Annotated in this window: 20 protein-coding genes; 9 read left to right on the top strand and 11 right to left on the bottom strand. The window is 64.7% G+C overall.

The annotated features are described in order from the left end of the window. The first annotated feature begins 6 nt into the window (after nucleotides 1-6). Both L0F51_RS12750 and L0F51_RS20190 read left to right on the top strand, forming a co-directional pair. On the top strand, nucleotides 7-1,197 hold the full coding sequence (locus L0F51_RS12750; RefSeq protein WP_234629605.1) for an acetyl-CoA C-acyltransferase: 1,191 nt from the start codon (nucleotides 7-9) through the stop codon (nucleotides 1,195-1,197). Between the two features lie 152 nt (nucleotides 1,198-1,349). After that, nucleotides 1,350-1,796, top strand: a complete 447-nt coding sequence (locus tag L0F51_RS20190) for a BA14K family protein (RefSeq protein WP_370642401.1) — start codon at nucleotides 1,350-1,352, stop codon at nucleotides 1,794-1,796. 104 nt (nucleotides 1,797-1,900) lie between these two features. Here the strand turns inward: L0F51_RS20190 and L0F51_RS12760 are convergent, their stop codons facing one another. The 3 genes from L0F51_RS12760 to L0F51_RS12770 form a co-directional block, all read right to left on the bottom strand. Continuing rightward, nucleotides 1,901-2,704, bottom strand: a complete 804-nt coding sequence (locus L0F51_RS12760; RefSeq protein WP_234629606.1) for a DUF1206 domain-containing protein — start codon at nucleotides 2,702-2,704, stop codon at nucleotides 1,901-1,903. A gap of 126 nt (nucleotides 2,705-2,830) precedes the next feature. After that, nucleotides 2,831-4,600 (bottom strand): TRAP transporter fused permease subunit, encoded by a 1,770-nt coding sequence (locus tag L0F51_RS12765; RefSeq protein ID WP_234629607.1) that lies wholly within the window; start codon nucleotides 4,598-4,600, stop codon nucleotides 2,831-2,833. Nucleotides 4,601-4,653: 53 nt separating this feature from the next. Continuing rightward, entirely contained in the window at nucleotides 4,654-5,625 is a 972-nt protein-coding gene (locus L0F51_RS12770) for a TAXI family TRAP transporter solute-binding subunit (RefSeq protein WP_234629608.1), read from the bottom strand. Nucleotides 5,626-6,035: 410 nt separating this feature from the next. Between L0F51_RS12770 and L0F51_RS12775 the strand changes: the two genes are divergently transcribed. Continuing rightward, nucleotides 6,036-7,184, top strand: coding sequence for a GGDEF domain-containing protein (locus L0F51_RS12775; RefSeq protein ID WP_234629609.1), 1,149 nt, complete (start codon nucleotides 6,036-6,038; stop codon nucleotides 7,182-7,184). 86 nt (nucleotides 7,185-7,270) lie between these two features. Continuing rightward, a complete protein-coding gene (locus L0F51_RS12780; protein WP_234629610.1) occupies nucleotides 7,271-8,800 on the top strand; it encodes a mannose-1-phosphate guanylyltransferase/mannose-6-phosphate isomerase in 1,530 nt (509 codons plus the stop codon). Here L0F51_RS12780 and L0F51_RS12785 read toward each other — a convergent pair. The 4 genes from L0F51_RS12785 to L0F51_RS12800 all read right to left on the bottom strand — a co-directional run bounded on the left by L0F51_RS12785 (nucleotide 8,721) and on the right by L0F51_RS12800 (nucleotide 12,708). Beyond that, nucleotides 8,721-9,998: a nucleotide sugar dehydrogenase gene (locus L0F51_RS12785; RefSeq protein WP_234629611.1), complete on the bottom strand. Its 1,278-nt coding sequence runs from the start codon at nucleotides 9,996-9,998 to the stop codon at nucleotides 8,721-8,723. The two genes, L0F51_RS12780 and L0F51_RS12785, sit on opposite strands and share 80 nt — an antisense overlap. A 195-nt stretch (nucleotides 9,999-10,193) precedes the next feature. Further along, the gene (locus L0F51_RS12790) at nucleotides 10,194-10,628 is read right to left on the bottom strand and encodes a hypothetical protein (protein WP_234629612.1); all 435 of its coding nucleotides are present in this window, start codon (nucleotides 10,626-10,628) and stop codon (nucleotides 10,194-10,196) included. Nucleotides 10,629-10,793: 165 nt separating this feature from the next. Then, complete coding sequence (gene glpK, locus L0F51_RS12795; protein ID WP_234629613.1) at nucleotides 10,794-12,287, bottom strand: glycerol kinase GlpK; 1,494 nt, start codon at nucleotides 12,285-12,287, stop codon at nucleotides 10,794-10,796. 211 nt (nucleotides 12,288-12,498) lie between these two features. Next, nucleotides 12,499-12,708, bottom strand: a complete 210-nt coding sequence (locus L0F51_RS12800) for a hypothetical protein (protein ID WP_234629614.1) — start codon at nucleotides 12,706-12,708, stop codon at nucleotides 12,499-12,501. A 241-nt stretch (nucleotides 12,709-12,949) separates the two neighbouring features. Between L0F51_RS12800 and L0F51_RS12805 the strand changes: the two genes are divergently transcribed. The 4 genes from L0F51_RS12805 to L0F51_RS12820 all read left to right on the top strand — a co-directional run bounded on the left by L0F51_RS12805 (nucleotide 12,950) and on the right by L0F51_RS12820 (nucleotide 16,236). After that, nucleotides 12,950-13,543 (top strand): exopolysaccharide biosynthesis protein, encoded by a 594-nt coding sequence (locus tag L0F51_RS12805; RefSeq protein ID WP_234629615.1) that lies wholly within the window; start codon nucleotides 12,950-12,952, stop codon nucleotides 13,541-13,543. A 285-nt stretch (nucleotides 13,544-13,828) separates the two neighbouring features. Beyond that, nucleotides 13,829-14,014, top strand: a complete 186-nt coding sequence (locus tag L0F51_RS12810; RefSeq protein ID WP_092809035.1) for a hypothetical protein — start codon at nucleotides 13,829-13,831, stop codon at nucleotides 14,012-14,014. Nucleotides 14,015-14,120: 106 nt separating this feature from the next. Further along, nucleotides 14,121-15,527: a radical SAM/SPASM domain-containing protein gene (locus L0F51_RS12815; RefSeq protein ID WP_234629616.1), complete on the top strand. Its 1,407-nt coding sequence runs from the start codon at nucleotides 14,121-14,123 to the stop codon at nucleotides 15,525-15,527. A gap of 40 nt (nucleotides 15,528-15,567) precedes the next feature. Next, complete coding sequence (locus L0F51_RS12820; protein ID WP_234629617.1) at nucleotides 15,568-16,236, top strand: Het-C domain-containing protein; 669 nt, start codon at nucleotides 15,568-15,570, stop codon at nucleotides 16,234-16,236. A 31-nt stretch (nucleotides 16,237-16,267) separates the two neighbouring features. Here L0F51_RS12820 and L0F51_RS12825 read toward each other — a convergent pair whose 3' ends face one another. Next, a complete protein-coding gene (locus L0F51_RS12825; RefSeq protein WP_234629618.1) occupies nucleotides 16,268-18,226 on the bottom strand; it encodes an acetoacetate--CoA ligase in 1,959 nt (652 codons plus the stop codon). Between the two features lie 128 nt (nucleotides 18,227-18,354). Between L0F51_RS12825 and L0F51_RS12830 the strand changes: the two genes are divergently transcribed. Beyond that, a complete protein-coding gene (locus L0F51_RS12830; protein WP_234629619.1) occupies nucleotides 18,355-20,100 on the top strand; it encodes an AsmA family protein in 1,746 nt (581 codons plus the stop codon). A gap of 68 nt (nucleotides 20,101-20,168) precedes the next feature. On the opposite strand, the gene L0F51_RS12835 is transcribed toward L0F51_RS12830, so the two are convergent. From L0F51_RS12835 to L0F51_RS12845, 3 genes are read right to left on the bottom strand one after another with little or no spacing between them, the layout of a single operon-like run. Further along, complete coding sequence (locus tag L0F51_RS12835) at nucleotides 20,169-20,960, bottom strand: ABC transporter permease (RefSeq protein WP_370642402.1); 792 nt, start codon at nucleotides 20,958-20,960, stop codon at nucleotides 20,169-20,171. After that, the gene (locus L0F51_RS12840; RefSeq protein WP_234629620.1) at nucleotides 20,960-21,853 is read right to left on the bottom strand and encodes an ABC transporter permease subunit; all 894 of its coding nucleotides are present in this window, start codon (nucleotides 21,851-21,853) and stop codon (nucleotides 20,960-20,962) included. The genes L0F51_RS12835 and L0F51_RS12840 overlap by 1 nt, the downstream gene beginning before the upstream one ends. 9 nt (nucleotides 21,854-21,862) lie before the next feature. Beyond that, entirely contained in the window at nucleotides 21,863-23,020 is a 1,158-nt protein-coding gene (locus tag L0F51_RS12845) for an ABC transporter ATP-binding protein (RefSeq protein ID WP_234629621.1), read from the bottom strand. Nucleotides 23,021-23,022: the final 2 nt, after the last annotated feature.

Raw genomic sequence — 23,022 nt, forward strand, 5'->3', positions numbered from 1 at the left:
CATGCCATGCAAAATCCCGATCCTGTCGTCATCGTCGGTGCCGCCCGCACGCCCATGGGCGGCTTTCAGGGCGATCTCAAGGATGCCACCGCTCCAGAGCTCGGCGCCGCGGCCCTCAAAGCCTCGCTGGAACGGGCCGGTGTCACGCCGGAGGCCATCGACGAGGTGATCTTCGGCTGCGTCCTCAGCGCCGGTCAGGGCCAGGCGCCAGCGCGTCAGGCGGCGCTCGCTGCCGGCCTGCCGCTCGCCACCGGCGCCACCACCGTCAACAAGATGTGCGGCTCCGGCATGAAGGCGGCGATGCTCGCCCACGACGCGATCCTCGCCGGCTCCGTCGAAGCGGCCGCGGCCGGCGGCATGGAGAGCATGACGAACGCGCCCTATCTCCTCGACCGGGCGCGCTCCGGCTACCGCATGGGCCACCAGAAGGTCATCGACCACATGTTCCTCGACGGGCTGGAAGACGCCTATGACAGGGGCCGGCTCATGGGCACCTTCGCGGAGGATTGCGCCGAGGCCTATCAGTTCACCCGCGCCGCCCAGGATGCCTTTGCCATCGCCTCGCTGGAAAAAGCGCAAAAGGCGATCGCCGACGGCAGTTTTGAAGACGAGATCGTGCCGGTCACGGTGAAGACCCGCAAGGGCGAGGAAACCGTGCGCCAGGACGAGCAGCCGCCCAAGGCGAGGATCGACAAGATCCCGAGCCTCAAGCCCGCCTTCCGCGAGGGCGGCACGGTGACGGCCGCCAATTCCTCCTCGATCTCAGACGGCGCGGCCTCGCTCGTTCTCATGCGCCGGTCGGAAGCGGACAGGCGCGGGCTCACGCCACTTGCCGTGATCGCCGGGCACGCCACCCATGCCCAGGCGCCCAATCTCTTTCCGACCGCCCCGATCGGCGCGATCGAGAAACTCGTCCAACGCACGGGCTGGGATCTGCGCAACGTCGATCTCTTCGAGATCAACGAAGCTTTCGCCGTCGTGGCGATGGCGGCGATGCGCGATCTCGATCTGCCGCAGGAGAAGGTGAACGTGCATGGCGGCGCCTGCGCCCTCGGCCATCCGATCGGCGCCTCCGGTGCGCGGGTTTTGGTGACGCTTCTCGCCGCGATGCGCCAATACGATGTGACGCGGGGCATCGCCTCCTTGTGCATCGGCGGCGGCGAGGCGACGGCGATGGCGATCGAACGGCCGGCCTGAGCGCGACAGCCCGGATCGGCCTCTTTCCGACGGGGGGCAGAAAAAATGGTGTGCAGGCCCCGCGCGCGTCAAAAGCGCCTTCGCTTTGACATACCTCGGGAACACTCTCGGCAGACGGCGTATAATGCCGCCCCAAGACCTGGGAGTGAACAATGCGATTGAAGAACCTCACGGTCAAAATTTGCTGTCTTGCCATCGGCCTTGCCTGGAGCATCCCCTCGGCCTCCGCGGCATCGGTTTCAGCCCCTGCGGTCGTGCCGCCTGACGCCGCACAAATCGTTCAGCCGGTGCAATGGGGACCGCCGCCTCCCCCACGCTACGGCCCACCTCGATATGGCCCCCCTCCTTATGGCCCGCCTCGCTACGGCCCTCCCCGTTACGGGCCGCCGCGCTATGGCCCGCCGCCGCGTTGGCGCCGACCGCCTCCGCCGGGATGGGGTCCGCGCCGGCCCTATTATGGGCCGCCACCGGTCCGCTACGGCGCACCGCGCCCGTGGACGCGGGAATGGTATGCCTATTGTTCGTCGAAATACCGCAGCTTCGACCCGCGCACGGGCACCTACCGCCCTTATAACGGGCCGCGCAGGCTCTGCCGCTGAGGCGAACGGCAAGGTTCGGGCGGATCTGATCCGCCCGGATGTGCCAGCCCCGCTCTGGCGGCCTCCGGGATCTGAGATGGAAGCCGGCGTGCTCGACGCCGGCTCTATTGCGGCATCGGGTCGGAGACGGTGACGGAGCCCATGCGGATGCGGCGGAAGGCGGCTTCCACGAAGCAGTAGCCGGCGAAGGCGACGAGCCCGAGCGCCACCAGCAACAAGAGGACGGTGCCGAAGGGCAGTCCCTGAATATAGCTCAGCGCGTCTTCGAGACCCGGCGCGCTCGAGGCGTCGTAGATGCCGCCCGCATAGAAGGCGAGAACGCCGATCACGATGAAGATGACGCCGCGCGCCATCAGCCCCAGCGAACAGACGGGTTTCACCATCTTCATCTTGTCGCGGTCGAGATCGAGGTATTTTTCGTAGCCGGCGCACCAGCCCTTGTAGAGATGGGCGAGGCCGATACCGACCGGCACGAGACAGAGGGCAAGGGCCACCCAGCGTCCCCAGGCCTGCCCGAAAAGCCAGGTCAGCCAGCCGGACGTCGGATCGCCGGAGCCGCCGCCCCCGCCGCCAATGGCGAAAAGCAAACTCACCACGAAGGCGGCAAGGCCCATATGGATGACGCCGCTGCAGAACAGGAAAAAGCGCAGAAGCAGGCCCTTGGCATCATTGCCATGATCGTCGAGATCGCCAAACGACTGGGCGAAACGCCAGAGCCCGAAGGCGGCAAGGCCAATGCCGACGACGCCGAGCAGCACGTCTCCGAGCGGCTGCGTGAGGATTTCGCGGAGCGCGCCGCGCGTGTTCTCCGCCTGCGTGGACCCGACCGCCGCGAGGACCGCCAGGATGCCGACCACCAGATAGACGACGCCACGGGCCGCATAGCCGCCGCGTGTGCCCCATTTCAACTGTTGCGAGATTTCCGCTGCGATGGTCGCCCCCCTCGGTTTCGCCTCGACAACGTCAGATGGCGAGGCGGGTTCCGAGAGAAGGGCATCTCGACCTTCCAGGGGCAGCGACCGGCCCTTTGGCCCTCACACGCTGACGAAAACGAAGAGAACGCCCGCAAGGACCAAAGGCGCGCGCAGCGTCAGCGGGCGGGCCGCGATGATGCCATAGGAGAGCATGGATAGCCCCACCCCCACCTTCACGAAGGCAAGAAGGGCCGCAAGCGGGCTCACCCCGAGCGCGAGAAGCGACGGATTGGCGATCATGCCGAGCGGGATCACGTAAAGCCCGATGCCGAGCAGCATCGCCTTTCCCGCCACCTTCAGCCAGTTCTCACCGATCATGCCGGCGGCGATGAAGACCGCCCCGCAGACGGGCGGCGTGATCGTCGACAACAGCGCAAACCAGAAGACGAAGAGATGCGCGACGAGCGGCTTCAGCCCGAGCGCGGCAAGGGCCGGACCGGCGACGGAAATGCAGATGACATAGGCGGCCGTCGTCGGCACCTCCATGCCGAGGATGAGGCAGGCGAGCGCCGTCAGGAGAAGCGCCGGCCAAAGCGAATCGTTGGCGACGGAGAGGATGGTCGACGTCACCTTCACGCCGAGCCCGGTCAAGGACAGAACCCCGATGACGATCGAGGCGCAGATGATGATGGAGCCGATCATCGCCACCTGGCGGCCGGCCGTCACGGCGGCGATCGCGAACCTGTCGCCGAAATGGCGGAAGGAAAAGCGCAGGCGGACATCGAAGAAGAGCAGGATCGTGGCCGTCAAAATGGCGACGGAGGCGGCATATTGCGGCGTGAAGCCCGCGCCGAAAATCGCAGCCAGCAGCGCCAGAAACGGCACGGCGAAGAACATCGAAGTGATCAGCGCCTCACGCCGCCCCGGCTGGTCGGCAGATTCCACCGGGCGCAGATCGTAGCGCGTCGCAAAGGCGTCGACGCCCACCCACACGGTCAGGAAGTAGAGGATCGCGGGCGGCAGCGCGGCCGCCATGATCTGCGTGTAGGGCGTGCCGGTCAGCTCCACCATGACGAAGGCGCCCGCGCCCATCAAAGGCGGCATGATCTGCCCGCCCGAGGAGGCGACGGCCTCCACCGCGCCGGCGAGCGATTTCGGATAGCCGAGCTTCGTCATCGCCGGAATGGTGATCGCCCCCGTCGAGGCGACATTGGCGGAGGCGGAGCCCGAAATGGAGCCGAACAGCGCGGACGACAAGGTTGCGACCTTTGCCGCGCCGCCCTTCAGCCGGCCCGCGACCACCGTCGCGACATTCATGAAACCCTTGCCGGCCTCGCCCGCATTCAACACCGCGCCCAGAATGACGAAGATCGCGACGACATTGACGGAGACGCCGGTGAGCTGCCCCCACAGGCCGCCTTCGGCAAGGGTCATGGTCCCCAGAAAACTCTCGAGCGGCAGACCGGGATGGCCGAATTCGCCCGGCACATATTGCCCGAAGAGCCCATAGGCGAGCGTCGCCAGGGCCACGAGCGGCAGCGGCCAGCCGATGGCGCGGCGCGCTGTTTCGAGCGCCACGGCGATGAGGAGCACGGCGAGCCCCATCTGAAAGGGCCCGTCGATGAAGCCATACTGGTCGGCAATGTCGGAGGCGTTCCAGGCGATATAGAGACAGCCGCCGATGCCCAAGAGGCTGAGCGCCCAGCCGCTCCAACGCTGCCAGGGCGTCTTCGCCGGAAGGATCAGCATCCACGGCAGAAGAAGCGCCATATGGATCGGACGCGCCGCCAGCGCCGGCGCAAGTCCGTAAAAGATCAGGCCGATATGGAAGGCGATCGAGACGAGCCCGAGCGCCACCCATGGCCAATGCTTCGCCGGCGGATCGTCCACGGGCTCGCCTTTCGGTCAATCGCCGGAAAAATGGGAGAGTTTCAGCCGGGCCGCTATTTCAGCTGCTCCGGCACGTCGATGCCCGCTTCCTCGTAATAGCGCAGAGCGCCCTCGTGGAGCTTGCCTTCGACCTCCGACAGAAGCTCGGGCGACACCGCCTTCCACCACGGCGCCGTCTCGGACAGGCGTGCCTTCTCTTCCCAGAACGTCTTCGTCACCAGATAGGCCGTGTCGGCGTCCATCGCCGTCGTCGTATAGGCGATGACCGGAAGCGAGGTCGTCACCACGTCCTCATCGACGCCCGCATAGGTGCCGGCGGGAATGACGGCGCGGGTGCGGCCGGTCTTCTCGACTTCCTCATCCGTCATGGAGACGAGGCCGATATCAGCGCTCGCGGCCGTTTCCACGACGTTCGGCGCCGGAAACGAGCCGGAGGTCACGAAGGCGTCGATCTGCCCGTTCTTCAGGGCATCGGCGGCATTGCCGAGCTCGGCATTGGCGATCGTCACCTTGTCCTTGAGATCGAAGAGCTCGAGATATTTCTCACCCTCGCGTGCGCCGAACGAGCCTTTGCCGAGCAGCACCGACTTGCCTTCAAGCGCACTCAGAGGCAGCACCGCCTCGTCGCCGGCGATGACGAAATGCATGGTGAGCGAGGGGATAGGAAAGAGGGCGCGAACGTCCTTGAACTTTTCGCTCGGGCGTTTCTCGAAGGCGCCCTTGCCGGCCTGGGCGAGGCCCACCAGCGCCGGCGGCGTGGTGAAGATGAAGCTTCCCGGACGAACCGCTGCTTCCATGACGTTCTGGACCGAGCCCTGGCTCTCCTCGACCGTCAGGATCACATCGCCGTCCGTGCCCTGCTTGATCGCCTCGGAGAGCTCCACGCCCATCTGATAATAGGAGGTGCCGGCCTTCGCCGATTTATAGGTGATGCGCGTTTCCGCCTGCGCTCCGCCAGCGATCACGGCCGCCGCGATCAGCGCTCCGCCGGCCGCCCATGCGCGCCATCCAGCTCTGTTCCTCATGTCCGATCCTCCCCTTCAAATTCCCCTTGATGCGGCTCTGGACAATGCCGAACCGGCTGACGGCAAAGGCCTATTCGATCCCTTCCGCCGCGGCAAGCTTCGCAAGCCCGATGCGGGCGTGTCTCGAGGCAGAGACAAGGGAGAATCCGCGTCTGCCCTCACTCCCCTTCACTGCGCTCTCACTCCGTTCTCCACGGGCGCACAGCGCCGACCTCTTTATGACGACCGGCGCCTCGCTCACGCGGCTTTCTCCGGGCCGCCGCCTGCGACAATCTGGGCATGTCTTTGAGCGGACAAACGAAACGCAATCCACCGCCGTCTCTTTCCGCTCAAGACGAGCGCATTCTCACGGATGGATTCAGGACTTCTCAACTCCTGTAGCCCATTCGCCGTACAGGTGGGGCGGAGCCATGACGGCAGAGACAATGCTCATATCGCGGAGCGATGGCGAGGAGGCGATCCTCCCCGAGCTGCTCGATCTCGTTTACGGCGCCTTGCCCTCCATCACCCTCATTCTGATCGGCTTCGCCGTTGCCGGAACGATCGCCGCGATGGACACGGGCGACCCGTTCCTCGCTGCCATCACGATCGTCGGGTTTGTCGTCGGACTGGCACGTATCGCCATTTGCCTGCATTACCGGCGCTGGCGCCGAAGCGCTCCCCGGCTGGTCGGCGAATGGCGCCGCTGGGAGCGTGCCTACATGATCGGCGGATGGATCTTTTCCGCCTGTCTCGGAGCCCTGGCGGCGCGCACCCTCGTCTTCCAGAACCACATGGCCGATGTCCTCGTGATGACGCTCACGATGGCCTATTTCACCGGCATCGTCGTGCGGGTCGTACGGCCGCGGATCGCCATCGCGCAGCTCCTCCTCGTGCTGCTGCCGGTCATCGCCATGTCGCTGACGCTCGGCGGCTCGAGCTACATCGCCCTCGCCTTCATCGAGGCGATGTTCGCGGTCGGCGCCATACAGCTCATCGTCTACAATTCGCAGACCATGGTCGCGCGCCTTCAGGCGGAGCGCTCCTTGAGCCTGCTCGCACGCCACGATCATCTCACGAATCTGCCGAACCGCGCCTATTTCGAAGAGAAAATGGCGATGGCGATCTGCGAGGCGGGCGCCCGGGGCGAAGGCTTCGCGCTCATCGTCCTCGACCTCGATGGCTTCAAGCCGGTCAACGACACGTTCGGCCACGTCATCGGCGATCAGCTTCTTTGCGCCTCGGCGGACCGTATCCGCACCGCTCTGCCATTGGAGGCTTTCGCCGCGCGGATCGGCGGCGACGAATTCGCCGTCATCATGCCGGTCGGCATGGGGGGCGCTGAAGCCTTCGCGCGCGGCAAAGCGATCCTCGCGGCCGTCGCACAGCCTTTCGCCCTCGGGCACGAGGACATCCGCATCGGCGCGAGCGCCGGACTTGCGACCTTCGTCTCCGGCGAGCTCGGCGCAAAGCAGCTCTACACCATGGCGGATCAGGCCCTCTACCAGGCGAAACGCCAGGGGCGCGCCAATATCTGCGTCTACGCGGAGAGCTCGTTCGTCGCACAGCGCGCCGCTTGAGCGCAGGCCACGAAGGGCGGCGCGCCCGTCCTTGCATAAGTTGCGAAAACCTGCGATCGCTACCTGGGGTTCAGGGGGATGAACCGATGGGGGCAATCGTTCCGCTCATTTTGTGCGGAGGATCAGGCACGCGCCTTTGGCCGGCCTCGCGCGAATCCGCGCCAAAGCAATTCATCAACTTCCTGGGCAAACGCTCGACCTTCCAAGAGACGATCCATCGCATCAGCGCGCCGGATATCTTCGCGCCACCCGTGATCGTCACGGCCGCCCGCTATCGCCACATGGTGGCGGAGCAATTGGCGGCACTCGGCTTGACCGCCACCATTCTCCTCGAACCCGAAGGCCGGGATTCCGGGCCGGCGGTCGCGGCCGGAGCCCATTTCATCGCCGGGAACGACCCTCAGGCGGTCGTCATGATGCTCGCCGCCGACCACATGGTGGAGGATGTGGCAAGCTTCCAGGCGGCCGCGCAGGAGGCCGCCGCCAGCGCGCAACACGGCCATATCGTGACCTTCGGCGTGCGCCCCGACCATGCCGCCACCGGCTATGGCTATATCCGGCCCGATGGCGCCGGTGAGACGTCGGCCATCCGTGCCGTCGCCGCCTTCATCGAAAAGCCCGACGCTGCGGCGGCGCAGGATTATGTCGCTGCCGGCTATCTCTGGAACTCCGGCAACCTCGTCTTTCGCGCCGATCAGCTGCTTGCCGAATATGCTCGCTTCGATCCCGAGACGGTCACGGCCGCCGCCGAAGCCGTGGCCGGCGCGAGTTGCGAGTTCGGCTTCCTGCGGCTCGAAGAGACGAGTTTCGCCCGCACGACGCCCGCCTCCATCGATGTCGCCGTCTTGGAGAGAACGAAGACCACACGCGTTCTTCCCGTCTCCATCGGCTGGCAGGACATCGGTTCCTGGGACGCGCTCTGGTCGCTCACCGAAAAGGACGGCGCCGGCAATGCCGCGCGGGGCGAGGCCCTTTTCGTCGAGGCGCAGGACAATTACGTCCTCGGCGACAACCTCGTCGCCATCGTCGGCCTTTCGGGCCTCGCGGTCGTTCAGACGCGGGATGCGACGCTCGTCACCGATCGATCGAAAGCCGAGGCGCTCAAACCGCTCGTTGCCATGCTCAAGGAAAGCGGCCGGCCGCAGATCGAAGAGCCGGCCTATGTCTATCGCCCTTGGGGAAGCTATCAGGCGATCGATCGCGGCGAGCGTTTCCAGGTCAAGCGCATCGAGGTGAAGCCCGGCGGCCGGCTCTCCCTGCAACGGCATTTTCACCGCGCCGAGCACTGGATCGTTGTCCGCGGCACCGCTCTCGTCACGATCGGGGACACCGAAAAGCTCCTCTACGAGAATGAATCGACGTTCATCCCGATCGGCGCCGTGCACCGGCTCGAAAACCCCGGAAAGATCCCACTCGAGCTGATCGAGGTGCAATCGGGCACCTATCTCGCCGAAGACGACGTCGTGCGGCTCGACGACGATTACGACCGGCTTCGCGACGGCGAGTGGGAGCGCCGCGCCTATGCGAGCGAACCGGTCAGAGGCTCCAGTAATGGAGGTGCGGCGGGCACTCCGAAAAGCGCGACTTCACATCCACAACCACGCCGCCATTTCTGACGCGCTCGAAGAGATTTCGCCCCGCATCGGCGAGATAGGCCGCATGCGGAACGGCCATGATGGCCGCATCGAGATCGTCGATCGCCTCGAGCGCCTTGAGCTCGATCCCATAGGCACGAAAGGCTGCGCTCTTGTCCGCGAGCGGATCGTGCACGAGCGGCGTGATGCCATAGTCGCGCAGCTCCTCGACGATGTCGGGCACGCGGCTGTTGCGGAGATCGGACACGTTTTCCTTGAAGGTGAGCCCGAAAATGCCGACGCGGCTGCCCTTCACGCGCAGCCCCTGCCCGATCATCAACTTGACGGCCTTGCGCGCGATGAAGGCGCCCATCCCGTCATTGGTGCGGCGCCCCGCCAGAATGACCTCCGGATGGTGGCCCATCTCCTCGGCCTTGGCGGTCAGATAATAGGGATCGACGCCGATGCAGTGACCGCCGACGAGGCCCGGCGTGAAATCGACGAAGTTCCACTTGGTGCGCGCGGCCGCCAGCACGTCGGCGGTGCGCAGGCCGAGACGGTCGAAGATGAGGGCAAGCTCGTTCATCAGCGCGATGTTGAGGTCGCGCTGCGTGTTCTCGATCACTTTTGCGGCTTCCGCCACGCGGATCGAGGGCGCGCGATGCACCTCCGCCTCGAGCACCGAGCCGTAAAGCCCGGCGAGACGATCGAGCGTCTTTTCATCGGAGCCTGAAACCACCTTCGCGATGGTCTCGAAACGATGGCGGTCGTCTCCGGGATTGATGCGCTCCGGCGAATAGCCGACGGCAAAGTCCTGCCCGAACTTCAAGCCGCTCTCGGCTTCGAGGATCGGCACGCAGACTTCCTCCGTGGCGCCCGGATAGACGGTGGATTCGTAGACGACGATGTCGCCCGCCTTCAGCACACGCCCCACGGTCACCGAGGCGCTCTGAAGCGGCCTGAGATCCGGCCGTCGGGCCGGTGTGATCGGTGTCGGCACCGTGACGATGTGAATATCGGCCCGGGCGAGCTCTTGCGCGTCGGACGTGATGTGAAGCCTTGGACAGGCGAGATCCTGCGGCGTCACCTCGGCATTGCGATCGCGCCCGGCGCGCAATTCCGCCACACGGGCCGCATCGATGTCGAAGGCGACCACCTCATAGCCCGCGCGCGCAAAAGCTGCGGCGACCGGGAGCCCGACATATCCGAGCCCCAGGACGGAGAGACGATGTCGATCCAAAGATCCCCTCATGCGATGGTCACGATCAGGCACGGGGGCGATGTGTCGGCAACCGTCCTCCAAATGCTACGCGACACGCCTACAAGCGGCGGGTTTTCCGGTCAACGGCGGGGCATGCTCTCGGTTGTGGCCTCCCCAGTTGCAGATGGACCCCGAATGACGCGCCGGGACGCCACCATGCGCCGCGGGGACTTCTCAAAAACTCAGAATGCGCGTGTTCTCCGCCAGGAGATGCTCCGCCATCTGCGGCGGCTCAGCGACACCGACGCCCTCGATCAGCGCATCCTCGTTCAGCCCCTTGTTGGGCAGATAGAGGGCGCAGACGTCGACGGCCGTGTCCGTTTTTTGCAGCATGGTCTGCATCAGCCCCTTCGGGCTCATGCCTTTCGGCTTCTGCAACGCCATTGCGCTCGCCGGCGCATTCTTGAGGGCGATATCGGCCGCCGGCCCGCACAGGAGCACCCGCGCCTTCGCCCCCTGCTGCACGGATTGCATGGTGAGCACCATCGCCATCAGCTGGGTCTGCGGCTCGGGCGATGTCACGACGGTCACGAGCGACGGCTTTTCCTGCGCCACGGCGGGCGTAGCGAAAACCAGAACGAGGCTCGCGAGGGCAAGGATCTTGCGCATCAGGGTTCTCCGCAAATCATCACATTCACCTTCAAGAATATGATTGTGATGAGGCCTGTAAAGCCCGAATGCCGCGCCCCTTCGCCGCGCCCACAACGAGACCGGCCGCCACGCTGTCGCGCGGCGGCCGTCTTCGTCAGAGATCATTTGGCAGAGATGGTGGCGTCAGTCCTGCCGGGTCAGCGTGCGGCGCACGGCGTCGCGCCAGCCGGCGAGCTTGGCGGTCCGCACGTCTTCGGAGATCTGCGGCGTGAAGCGGCGTTCGGGGCGCCAGGCCTTGGCGAACTCCTCTTCCTGCGGCCACACGCCGGCCTGCCGGCCTGCGAGCCATGCCGCGCCGAGAGCGGTCGTCTCCAGAACCACCGGGCGATCGACCGGCGCATCGAGAAGATCGGCGAGACGCTGCATCGTCCAGTCGCTCGCCACCATGCCGCCATCGACGCGCAGAACCGGATTGTCGGCGCCCTGCCAGTCGCCCTGCATCGCGGACACGAGATCGGCCGTCTGGAAACACACCGATTCGAGCGCCGCACGGGCAAGTTCCGCCGGGCCCGTCGAACGCGTCAGGCCGAACAGCGCGCCACGCGCATCGGAATCCCACCAGGGAGCACCAAGCCCGGTGAAGGCCGGCACGAGATAGACGTCCTGGCCGTCATCGGCGCGGCCCGCGAGCTCACCCGATTCTTCGGCGCGGTCGATCATTTTGAGCCCGTCGCGCAGCCACTGCACCGAGGCACCGGCGACGAAGATCGAGCCCTCGATCGCGTAGGTGGTGCGCCCGTCGAGGCGGTAGGCGATCGTGGTCAGAAGCTTGTTCTTGGAGCGGACGAATTCGTCACCCGTATTGAGGACGGCGAAGCAGCCGGTCCCGTAGGTCGACTTCACCATGCCGGGCGTGAAACAGGCCTGGCCGAGGGTGGCGGCGTGCTGGTCGCCGGCAACGCCGCGGATCGGGATCGCCGTGCCGAAGATTGCAGGATCCGTCTCGCCGAATTCCGCGGCGCTGTCCTTCACCTCCGGCAGCATGGAGCGCGGCACGCCGAGCATGGCGAGAAGCTCGTCGTCCCATTCGTTGCGGCGAATGTCGAACATCAGCGTCCGCGCCGCATTGGTCGCGTCGGTCGCGTGGACGCGCCCGCCCGTCAGCTTCCAGATGAGCCAGGTGTCGACCGTGCCGAAGAGAAGGTCGCCCGCCTCCGCGCGCGCCCTCGCGCCTTCGACATTGTCGAGAATCCAATTGACCTTGGTGCCGGAGAAATAGCTGTCGATCAGAAGACCGGTCTTCTCGGCGACCGGCTCGGCATGCCCCTCTTTGATGAGGCGCTCGCAAAGTCGTGCCGTCCGACGATCCTGCCAGACGATGGCGTTGTGGACCGGCTCGCCTGTGTTGCGATCCCAGACGAGCGTCGTCTCGCGCTGATTGGTGATGCCGATGCCGGCGAGATCCGGCGCGGAAAGCCGGGCTTCGGCCAAGGCGCGCCGCACGGTCTCCACCGTGGTCCGCCACAGGTCTTCCGGATTGTGCTCCACCCAGCCGGAACGCGGGAAATGCTGCTGGAATTCCAGCTGCCCGACGCCCATGACGTGGGCGCGATCGTCGAAAACGATCGCTCGTGTCGATGTCGTGCCCTGATCGATGGCGAGGATGTAACCGCCCATATCCTACCCTTCCTTATTTTTTCGTCTCGTCCCTTATTGGGGCGGGCGTCCGCCATGCTCAAGGGCGAAGGCAGGATCGAGGGAAGGAAATCGGTACTCGGGCGGGATGCGGCGGGCAAAAGCCCGGAAATCCTCATCTTCTGAATGCAATATGCCGGCCCCGACAACCCGGAACCGGCATCTTGCGAGGTCAGTCAGTGCTGAAAGGCGGTCAGTGGCGCGCGGCCATTTTCTTGTTGCCGCACAGGCGCTCGAACGCGTCGGACGGGGCGTGCCCGGTCGCTTCCGCTTCGGCCGCGAGATCGCAGGCGGTGGCGAAGGTCGACATCATCTGAGCGAACGAACGGCCCTGACGTGCGAGCGCGTCGTGCCAGTGCGCGCCAGCGAGATGGGGTTGGGGGGTTGAGGGGGATGTGCGCATCGGATCACTCCTGCTTTGACCCTTCTATTCTTGCCGCTGCCCTACGCCCGCCTGCGGCACCGCACAACGTACCTTACGCGATAGCTGCCATCGCGAATTCGGGAGGCTCCGGCTGGAGATAGCGGAAATTCCGTTAACCCCTTTGAAGTCCGCCGGAGCCGGGCTTCGAGGCGCGGCGCGGGCAGACCGGCACAGTCGGGCGCGGCGTGGAACCCACCCTCCCCTCCGCCGTTCGGCGTTCATGGAATCCAGTCCCCGCAATACCACCGAGGTCGTCGATCGCCTCGCCGAAACGGCACGCCGGCACGAGCGCGTCTCCATCGGACAGATGATGGACACGTTCGGCAACCGCAGCTACGGCCCCTTCCTCCTGGTCCCCGCCTTGATCGAACTTTCGCCGATCGGCGGGATACCGGGCGTCCCCACCTTCCTCGCCGCCATCGTTGCCCTCTTCGCAGGCCAGATGCTGTTCGGCCGCGATCATTTCTGGATCCCCGAATTCGTCTCGCGCCAAAGCGTCTCCGCCAGGAAACTGGGCGAGGCGACACAATCCATGCGCGCCTTCGCGCACCGCCTCGACCGCCTGTTCCACGGCCGGCTCACCCGCTACGCCAGCGGCCCCTTCGTGCGGGTCGCGGCCTTCATCTGCATTGTGATGACGCTGACCGTGCCGCCCCTGGAACTCATCCCGTTTGCGAGCAGCGCGCCGATGGGCGCCATCGCGCTCATCGGGCTCGCGCTCCTCGTCTGCGACGGCGCCCTGATGATCGCCGCCACAGGCCTCGCCGCCGTCGCCCTCGTGGTCACGGCGAGCATCTTCACGCCGGCCCTGTAACGGGCATGGACATGCACGGGTGCTGGCCGGCGGCCTGGTCGCCTGATCTCGCTGTCCAAATGGCAGCCACACATCCACGCGACTGAAACCAGCGCCGATCAGCATCTCCGCCGCCACACTGGTTTTGTATAAAAATGTAAATAAAGAATTATTGTACATTCATTTCCAATAAGAGCTTGGTGATATTCTTTTGCAGTATTTACTCTTGAGTATTTCTACTTGACTCTTTTTTGGATTTCGCTCGTTATTCTCGTGTTGCGTCACGCACACGAGGAGGAAGTCATTATGGCAACTGAAGCCGGACATCTGCATCAGCCCGACTATTTGCGTGGCCTCGCCAAGCAGTTGCGCGAGGAAGCGGACCGGGCGGAGGCCCGCGCCAAGAACCTGGAGACCGGGAAGGAAGCCGTCGGGTGCGATCCCGGCTGCTGGAACGTCCTTTCCACCTGCATCCAGGTGCAACCGCTTTGACATGAAGCGTCCGGCGTCCGTTCCCCGGACGCCGGATCTTCTCCGCCTCACGCCGCCTTCCGTGCGGCGAAGACGGGCCCAATTCGCACGCCGGGAGGAGGCCACAATGGGCGTTGAAGCGAAGCACTCCATTCCTGTCCTGAAGGACAATGTGCGGCTGAAGCCGATGCAAGGCTACGCGCTGGCACATGGCTATCATCCTTCGCTCATTCGGATGATCCATCCCTCACACGCGTTTTTTCTGTCGCTCTGCCATGGCCAGATGACCTCCACCGAGATCGCCTTTCTGTATGGAGAGACCTTCGGGCTTTCTCCGGCGAACGCGCGATCGCAGGTGCTCCGGCTCATCGAGCAGAACCGGATGTTCCTGACGGAAGATGATGTGCCGGTCAGAGAGCCGGGGCCTGATCTGCACGTCAGACCGCGCTTCGAACCGAAGAGCTTTCTCTATCCCGGAAACGACGCGGTCATCGCGAGCGCCATGCATGGGCAATGGCCGGTGCCCGCAGGCATCAACATCACGCTGACCTTCAAATGCAATTTTGACTGCACCTATTGCTACCAGGACCTCCGGCAAAAGGGAGACCCGCGCTGGGACCTGACAAAGTGTCTGGAGGTGGTCGACGAGGCGGCGGATTGGGGTGTCGTATTCCTCGGCCTCACGGGCGGCGAACCCACGCTCTTCAAGGGCTGGCTGGAGGTCATCGAGCGCGGCCTCAGCCGCGGCATGATTCCGACGATCACCAGCAACGGCACGGTGATCGGCTCGGATCAGAGGATCGCGCAACGTCTCGCCAAAGCGGGGATGGAGGAGATCACGATTTCCTTCGACGCGCCCACGGCAGAACTTCACGACGCGGTGACGCGCTCCCGCGGTCAATTCCAGCGCGTCCTCAACGCCATCCACTATCTGACCGACGCCGGCATCAAGGTCGTCGTAAAGAGCGTGCTCACACCCAGGACACAACACGGCGTCGAAGCGATGATCGACCTTCTCGTCACGCTCGGCGTTGCGGAGATCGGCATCTCCTACATGGAGACCGGCGCCCTCCATTCCGGCGCCAATTCAGAGACGAACGTCACGGACGAAGAGCTCGCGCAGGTGCGCCAGAAGGTGGCAAAGAAGCGCGACGATTACGCCGCTCTCTGCCGCATTCATCCCCCCAAGGACACGAGCCGCAAATGGAGCGAAGACGACTGGTATCCCTGCGGCGGCATCAATATGGGCATGTCGATCTTTCCGACCGGCGATGTGTCCGTCTGCGACAAGATGCACGGCGTGAAGGACTTCACCTACGGCAACGTCTTCGAGGCCGGACTGAAAGCGATCTGGAACGGGGACGCGTTCGCGGCGCTGCGTGAGCGCACGGTGGCACCCGCTCTGATCGATCCGGAATGCGCACGCTGCTCCAAGCTCTATGCCTGCCGCACCTCGTGTTTCGTGGATTCGTTCAACGCCACCGGCAGCTACTACGCCAAGGATCCGCATTGCGGCGGCCCGTTTTTCTCCTGAGCAATCTTCCAGGACCCCCCACCCGGGAAAGGCCAAGCCCATGTCCGTAAAGTTCGATATCAACTATCACGCAGAGCTGACCCAAGAGGCCAATGACGGCGTCCTCGATCAGCAACAGCTCGGCTACGTGGTTCTCGCCAATATGGCGCAAGACCTGCTGCAGACCCAAAGCTGCGTGCATTTCGACAATTGCGATTTCCCAGGCGGGATCCAGCATATCGCCGATGAATGGAACCTCATCGAAACGGTCGGCGACAAGTACGGGGATCCCGCGCTCGCCGCTTTCGGCGCGCTCCTTCATACGACGCAGGACTTCTACGCGCATTCGAACTGGGTCGAACTGCATGTGGATGACGCGCCGATCCCTGTCTGGGACCAGACGCTCGCGACCTTGCCCGCAGCTATCGTCAGCGGCACCTGGGCGCTCGGCTCGCCGAAACTGTGCGGACCGAACGCACCGAGCCACAGCCAGCTCAACAAGGACAGCCCGAGTTCGACGGAAGGAAGCAAGGTCGTCGACAGCGGCCCCAACAAGGGCAAGAGCCTGTTCGAGCTTGCCTATGCGACCGCGCTGTCGGCCACCAAGGTGCAGTACGCCCGCTTCAAGACGGTCAAACTGGCAACGGCTGATCTGCGCGCGGTACGCACCGAAGGCGAGACGTTGATGCACATGATAAAGGCGAACGCCGAATTGCGCCGCGTCTTCTGACGTTCGCCAATTTCCGAACTTTCGAACGCTCCTACTTTCGAAGTTCCTCGATATCGCGGAAGAGATCGAGCGCTTCGGGATTGGCGAGCGCCTCGAGGTTCTTCACGTCGCGGCCGTGAACGATGTCGCGCACGGCGAGCTCGGTGATCTTTCCCGATTTCGTGCGCGGAATGTCGGCGACCTGGACGATCTTCTGCGGCACATGGCGGGGCGAGGCCCCGTCGCGGATCTGCTGCTTGATGCGCTTCGTCATCTCCGCATCGAGCTCGACGCCCTCCGCGAGCCTGACGAAGAGAACGATGCGCACATCGTCGTCATAGGTCTGACCGATGGCGAGCGCCTCCAGGATCTCCGGCAGCTTTTCGACCTGGTTGTAGATCTCCGCCGTGCCGATCCGGACGCCGCCCGGATTGAGCGTCGCATCGGAGCGGCCATGGATGATGATGCCGCCATGCTCGGTCCATTCGGCGAAGTCGCCATGGCACCACACGCCCGGAAAGCGGTCGAAATAGGCGGACTGATATTTGATCCCGTCGGGATCGTTCCAGAACATCACCGGCATCGACGGAAAGGGCTTCGTGCAGACGAGTTCGCCCTTGGCTCCCGTCACGGGCTGGCCGTCCTCGTCCCACACATCGACCGCCATGCCGAGACCCGGCCCCTGGATCTCGCCGCGCCAGACAGGCTCGGTCGGAATGCCGAGCACGAAGCAGGAGACGATGTCGGTGCCGCCGGAAATCGAGGCGAGATGCATGTCCTTTTTGATCGCTTCGTAGACGAAGTCGAAATTCTCCGGCGCGAGCGGCGAGCCGGTCGAGGTCATCATGCGCAGGGCCGACAGATCGTGCGAGGTTGCAGGCTTAAGCCCCGCCTTGCGCACCGCATCGATGAATTTCGCCGACGTGCCGAAGATCGCCATTTTCTCTTCGGCGGCATAATCAAAGAGCGCGTTGCCGTCGGGATAGAAGGGCGAGCCGTCGTAGAGGAGGAGCGTCGCCTCGCAGGCGAGCCCCGAGACGAGCCAGTTCCACATCATCCACCCGCAGGTGGTGAAGTAAAAAAGCTTCTCGCCCGGCGTGATCGAGCAATGCAGCCGATGCTCCTTCAGATGCTGCAGAAGCGTGCCGCCCGCCCCATGGACGATGCATTTCGGAATGCCCGTCGTGCCGGAGGAAAAGAGCACGTAGAGCGGATGGTTGAAGGGCAGGCGTTCGAAGGTCGGCTCCTGCACCTCGAACGAGGCGATGAAATCATCGAGCGCGACGCCCCGCGGCACACGTTTCGCCACCTCCTCGGCCTGATCGAGATAGGGCACGATGACGACCTTTGCGGCCGTCGGGAGTTTCTCGGCGATCTTGGCGAGCTTGTCGGCCACCTCGATCTTCTTGCCGTTGTACCAATAGCCGTCACAGGCGATCAGGAGCTTCGGCTCGATCTGCCCGAAGCGGTCGAGAACGCCGCCCTCGCCGAAATCCGGCGAGCAGGACGACCATATCGCTCCGAGCGAACTTGCCGCCAGCATGGCGGCGATCGTTTCCGGCATGTTCGGCATCATCGCCGCCACCGGGTCGCCCTTGCCGATGCCGGCGTCCCGCATCGCCTGCTGCAGGCGCGAGACGAGGCCGCGAAGATCGTCCCAGGAGAGCCGCCGCTTCACCTTGTCCTCGCCGCGGAAGACGAGGGCATCCTCGGCGCCTTTGCGCGTCAGGAGGTTCTCGGCGAAATTCAGCCGCGCATCCGGGAAGAAGGCCGCCCCCGGCATCGCCTCGGCGCTTTCCAGGATCCGCTCGCCCTTTTCGCCGATGACGCCGCAATGATCCCAGATCGCGTTCCAGAAAGCGGCAGGATCACGCACCGACCAGGCGTGCAAAGCGTGATAGTCACCGAGTTCTTCGCCCGCCGCCGCCTCGGCAGCGGTTTTGCGGAAGCGCGCCATGGGCGTCGCCTCGGCTTTGGCCGGATCGGGTTTCCACAAAGGCGTATCGTTCATCAGCGTTTCCTCGGCTCGTGTTCTGTGAGGGCGGTCTTGCCTCTTGAAGGAAGGCGTGCAGAAAGCCCCAAGCGCCTTGCCTTCGGGCGGCAAAGCCCCTATCGCGATGACAACGGAGATAGGTCCCCATGATGCGGCGGCTGCTTATCGCCCTCGGCCTCCTGGTCGTTCTCGTGGGCGGGCTGGCATTCCTCGCTAGCCAACTCGTCTCGCCCGAAGACGTCAAGCGTCGGGTCGCCGAGCAGATATCGGCCTGGACCGGGCGGGAAGTCTCGCTCGAGGGCGAAGCCGTCATCACGCTCCTGCCGCGCCTCAGCGTCAAGCTCAAGGACGTGGAGATCGCCGGACCTCCGGGCGACGACACGCCTTTCGTCCAGATGGCCTTCCTCAAAGCCTCGGTGCGCCTCCTGCCGCTTCTCATCGGTGAGGTCGAAATCGAGGATTTCACCATCGTCTCTCCCGTGATTTCGTTGCGCCGTGCCGCCGACGGGGCCGAGAGCTGGGATTTCGACACGAGTGCCGCCGCGCTGCAACTGGCCTTTGCCGGCGATGTGCGCCTCGGCTCGTTCGTCATCCAGAACGGGCGCATCGTCTACAGCGACGAACAGAGCGGACGCCGCGAGGTCTTCTCCAAGGTCAACCTCAATCTGCAATGGGACAGCGTCAGAAAGCCGATCGAAGTTTCCGGCCGCTTCGTGCGGCATGGCGAGGAGATGCGCATCACCGCCTCCGCCCAGCAGCCCTATCGCTTCATCCGGGCCGGCGAAACGACGCTCAATCTCGATGTGCAGGCGAAAAGTCTCAACGCCTCCTTCAGCGGGACCGTGCGCGACCCGCGCGATCCGCATCTCCTCGGCCGGCTCGCCCTCAACCTCGAAGATGCACCCACAGTGCTCTCCTGGTTCAGCGGCCGTTTTGCCGAAGCCTCACCGTTCCAAACCATTCGCCTCGACAGTGACGCCGACATCGCCGGCAATATGGCGACGTTTTCCGACGCGACCCTCAATCTGAACGGCGTTTCGGGCAAAGGCGCCCTGCGGCTCGATTTCACCGGCACACCGTCCATGTCCGGAACCCTCGCCTTCCCCTCCTTCGATACGACGCCGGTCCTGCATCATCTCTTCCGCGTCGACGACGGCGAGGCGCCGGCGATCCTCAAGACGCGCCTCACCACCGGCTGGCTCGACAATTTCAAGGCCGATCTTCGCGTCTCGGCCGGCGAAGTTCGGGTCGATGCGGCCCGCCTGCAGCGGGTCGGGGCATCGCTTCTCGTCCAGAACGGCCACGCCCTTCTGACGATCGGCGAGGCGGAGCTTTATGGGGGGCGCCTCAGCGGCAACATCACCCTCGATGTGGACGACGGCCTGCCGCGTCTGCAGACTGCCTTGCGCGCTCACGAGCTCAAGACCGCGGGCCTCACCTCCATGCTCGGCACTGCGCCGATCGAGGGGACGGCCGATATCATGGTCGAACTGGCCGGCTCCGGCGAAGATGTCGGCGCCATGCTGCAGACAGCGACCGGGCGCCTGACCGTCGACGCCAAGAACGGCCGCTTGCCGTATCTCGACCTCGAAGCCGCAGCCAAAGCGCCTGAAGGCGGGGCACAGCCGCTCCTCAACGCGACCGCAAGCACGCCCTTCACGCTGCTCAAGGCGGGCCTCACCTTCGCCGACGGGCAGTGTGAACTCACCGACGGCCTGGTGGAGACGTCGCGCTACACCGCCTCGCTTGCCGGCGAGATCGGTCTTCATGACCGTCGCCTCGACCTGTCCGGAACGCTCACGCCGAAGACGGACCAGCCGGCGATCCCGGTCGACATCATCGGCACGCTGGCAAGCCCGGAACTGACCTCGAGCGCGCCCGCCTCGAACTGAGGCGCAGCGCTGCCCGTGTCTATGGGTTGCCCGCGACGACGCTTTCCCCCGGCTTAAGGTTGCCGCAACTACGGGGCTCGCGCCGGAGAGCGGGCCTTGCCGAGGATCGAGGCCGTCAGCACGCCCAGCGTCACCAGCGCCACGAGGATGGTGCACACCGCGTTGATCTCGGGCGTCACGCCGCGGCGGACCTGGCTGTAGATCTTCATCGGCAGGGTGGTGGCGCCCGGGCCCGTCGTGAAACTCGCAATGACGAGATCGTCGAGCGAGAGCGAGAAGGCGAGCATCCAGCCGGCGACGACGGCAGGCGCGATCAAGGGCAGCGTGACGGCAAAGAAGGTCTTCACCGGCGTCGCCCCGAGATCGAGCGCCGCCTCTTCCAGCGAGCGGTCGAAGGAGAGAAGCCGCGACTGCACGACGACGGCCACGAAGCACATCGAGAAGGTGATATGCGCGATCGTCACCGTCCAGAAGCCGCGGTCGAAATTGACCGCCACGAAGAGCAGCAGGAGCGACAGGCCGGTGATCACCTCCGGCATGACGAGGGGCGCGAAGACCATGCCGGAAAAGAGCGTGCGCCCCCAAAACCGCCCCCCGCGCACGAGAGCGATCGCCGCGAGCGTGCCGAGGAAGGTGGCAAGCGTCGCGGACAGGAGCCCCACGCGCAAGGTCACCCAGGCCGCGTCGAGAATGCTCTGATTGTGCATGAGCTCGACATACCAGCGCGTCGAAAACCCGCCCCAGACGGTGACGATGCGCGAGGCGTTGAAGGAATAGATGATCAGGATGAGGATCGGCAGATAGAGGAAGGCGAGGCCGAAGACGAGCGCGACCAGATTGAAAGAGGTGAAGCGGCGCATCAGCTCGACGCCCTCTGCTGCATCTTCTGGAAAATGACGATCGGCACGACGAGGAGCAGCAGGAGCACGATCGCAACCGCGCTCGCGACCGGCCAGTCGCGATTGTAGAAGAACTCGACCCAGAGCGTGCGCCCGATCATCAACGTGTCGGAGCCGCCGAGAAGATCCGGGATGACGAATTCGCCGACCGCCGGAATGAAGACGAGGAGCGAACCCGCCAGAATGCCCGGCACCGACAAAGGCACGGTGATCTTCCAAAAAGCCCCGAGCGGGGTCGCGCCGAGATCGTTCGCGGCCTCGATCAGCCGGTAATCCATCTTCTCCAAGGTGGCGTAGAGCGGCAGCACCATGAAGGGCAGATAGGAATAGACGATGCCGATATAGACGGCCCAATCCGTGTTGATGATGGTGAGGGGCTGGTCGATGACGCCGAGCGACAGAAGCAGCTGGTTCAAAAGACCCTCGGGCTTCAGGATGCCGATCCAGGCATAGACGCGGATCAGAAACGAGGTCCAAAACGGCAGGATGATCGCCATCAGCAGCATCGGGCGGATGCGGTCCGGCGCCCGCGCCATGGCGAGCGCCAGAGGATAGCCGATGAGGAGCGTGATCGCCGTCGAAATGAGCGCGATCTTGACCGAGGAAAGATAGGCTTTGATGTAAAGCGCATCCTCCGTCAGCCAGACGTAATTGTCGAAGGAGAGATCCTTCGCCCTCTCCCAAAGCGTCGCCAGCCCGTCGAAGACCGGCGTATAGGGCGGCATGGCGATCGCGGTCGCCGAAAACGAGATCTTCAGGACGATCAGGAACGGCGCCAGAAAGAAGACGGCGAGCCACAGATACGGAATGGCGATGACGATGCGGCGGGCGAGAAAGCTGCGCAAAGCGTGCATGCCGCCCCCCTATCGTACCAGGACGGTGCCGGCGTCCGGCCGCCAGGAGAGGAAGACCCGGTCCTCCCAGGTGATCGGCCGTTCCACTTCCCGCGAGGCGTTGAGGCGCGTCGCACGCACCACGTCGCCGGAATCGAGCTTGACGTTGTAGATCGAGACATCGCCCAGGTAGCCGATGTCCCAGACTTCGCCTTCGATGAGATTGGTGGTGGCGTTTGGCGGCCGCTCGTGGCTGATCACCATCTTTTCGGGGCGGATGGCGAACCAGATCGTCTCGCCGGCCTGCGGGCGGGCCACGCCTTGCGGCATCTCTGCCACTTCGACCGTAAAGCCGGCCGCCGTCGTCATGGTCAGGCCGCCATTTTCCAGATGCGCGATGCGGCCTTCGAAAATGTTCACGTCGCCGACGAAATCGGCGATGTAGCGCGAGGCCGGCGCCTCGTAGATGACGGCCGGCGTCGCCACCTGGATGACGCGGCCATGATCCATGACGGCGATGCGGTCGGCCATGGTCATCGCCTCTTCCTGGTCATGCGTGACGATGAGGAAGGTGAGGCCGAGGCTCTCCTGCAGGTCGGTCAGCTCGAACTGCGTCTCCTCGCGCAGCTTCTTGTCGAGCGCGCCGAGCGGCTCGTCGAGAAGCAGCACTTTCGGACGCTTGGCGAGCGCTCGGGCGAGCGCCACGCGCTGCTGCTGGCCGCCGGACAATTGCGCCGGCTTGCGGCGGGCGAAATCCTGCAATTTGACGAGGCGCAGCATCTCGTCGACGCGCACGGCGATATCGGCCTTCGCCATCCCCTCCTGCTTCAAGCCGAAGGCGATGTTGTCGGCGACGTTCATATGCGGAAAGAGCGCGTAGGACTGGAACATCATGTTGACGGGCCGCTTGTGCGGCGGCACGCCCGTCAACGGCCGGCCATCCAGAAAAATCTCGCCCTCGCTCGGCTCCTCGAAGCCGGCCAGCATCCGCAACAAGGTGGTCTTGCCGCAACCGGATGGCCCGAGCAGGGCGTAGAATTCGCGCTCGTAGACGGTGATCGACTGGTTGTCGACGGCGGTGAAATCGCCGAAGCGTTTGGTGACGTTCCTGAATTCGATGAAGGGCGGCTGACTCGGATCGTTCCACGGCTGAAAAGCGCGCCTCACGGGCCCGAGCATTTTGGCCATAC

Origin of the sequence: Afifella sp. H1R (assembly GCF_021462425.1) — a bacterium.
Taxonomy (GTDB): domain Bacteria; phylum Pseudomonadota; class Alphaproteobacteria; order Rhizobiales; family Afifellaceae; genus Afifella; species Afifella aestuarii.

Excerpts from the sequence above, each read along its gene's own strand:
- L0F51_RS12815 (WP_234629616.1), top strand. The coding sequence starts at position 14,121 with ATGGGCGTTGAAGCGAAGCACTCCATTCCTGTCCTGAAGGACAATGTG.
- L0F51_RS12845 (WP_234629621.1), bottom strand. The coding sequence starts at position 23,020 with ATGGCCAAAATGCTCGGGCCCGTGAGGCGCGCTTTTCAGCCGTGGAAC.
- L0F51_RS12835 (WP_370642402.1), bottom strand. The coding sequence starts at position 20,960 with ATGCGCCGCTTCACCTCTTTCAATCTGGTCGCGCTCGTCTTCGGCCTC.
- L0F51_RS20190 (WP_370642401.1), top strand. The coding sequence starts at position 1,350 with ATGCGATTGAAGAACCTCACGGTCAAAATTTGCTGTCTTGCCATCGGC.
- L0F51_RS12825 (WP_234629618.1), bottom strand. The coding sequence starts at position 18,226 with ATGAACGATACGCCTTTGTGGAAACCCGATCCGGCCAAAGCCGAGGCG.
- L0F51_RS12800 (WP_234629614.1), bottom strand. The coding sequence starts at position 12,708 with ATGCGCACATCCCCCTCAACCCCCCAACCCCATCTCGCTGGCGCGCAC.
- L0F51_RS12790 (WP_234629612.1), bottom strand. The coding sequence starts at position 10,628 with ATGCGCAAGATCCTTGCCCTCGCGAGCCTCGTTCTGGTTTTCGCTACG.
- L0F51_RS12750 (WP_234629605.1), top strand. The coding sequence starts at position 7 with ATGCAAAATCCCGATCCTGTCGTCATCGTCGGTGCCGCCCGCACGCCC.
- L0F51_RS12830 (WP_234629619.1), top strand. The coding sequence starts at position 18,355 with ATGATGCGGCGGCTGCTTATCGCCCTCGGCCTCCTGGTCGTTCTCGTG.
- L0F51_RS12840 (WP_234629620.1), bottom strand. The coding sequence starts at position 21,853 with ATGCACGCTTTGCGCAGCTTTCTCGCCCGCCGCATCGTCATCGCCATT.
- L0F51_RS12805 (WP_234629615.1), top strand. The coding sequence starts at position 12,950 with ATGGAATCCAGTCCCCGCAATACCACCGAGGTCGTCGATCGCCTCGCC.
- L0F51_RS12780 (WP_234629610.1), top strand. The coding sequence starts at position 7,271 with ATGGGGGCAATCGTTCCGCTCATTTTGTGCGGAGGATCAGGCACGCGC.
- glpK (WP_234629613.1), bottom strand. The coding sequence starts at position 12,287 with ATGGGCGGTTACATCCTCGCCATCGATCAGGGCACGACATCGACACGA.
- L0F51_RS12775 (WP_234629609.1), top strand. The coding sequence starts at position 6,036 with ATGACGGCAGAGACAATGCTCATATCGCGGAGCGATGGCGAGGAGGCG.
- L0F51_RS12820 (WP_234629617.1), top strand. The coding sequence starts at position 15,568 with ATGTCCGTAAAGTTCGATATCAACTATCACGCAGAGCTGACCCAAGAG.
- L0F51_RS12810 (WP_092809035.1), top strand. The coding sequence starts at position 13,829 with ATGGCAACTGAAGCCGGACATCTGCATCAGCCCGACTATTTGCGTGGC.
- L0F51_RS12770 (WP_234629608.1), bottom strand. The coding sequence starts at position 5,625 with ATGAGGAACAGAGCTGGATGGCGCGCATGGGCGGCCGGCGGAGCGCTG.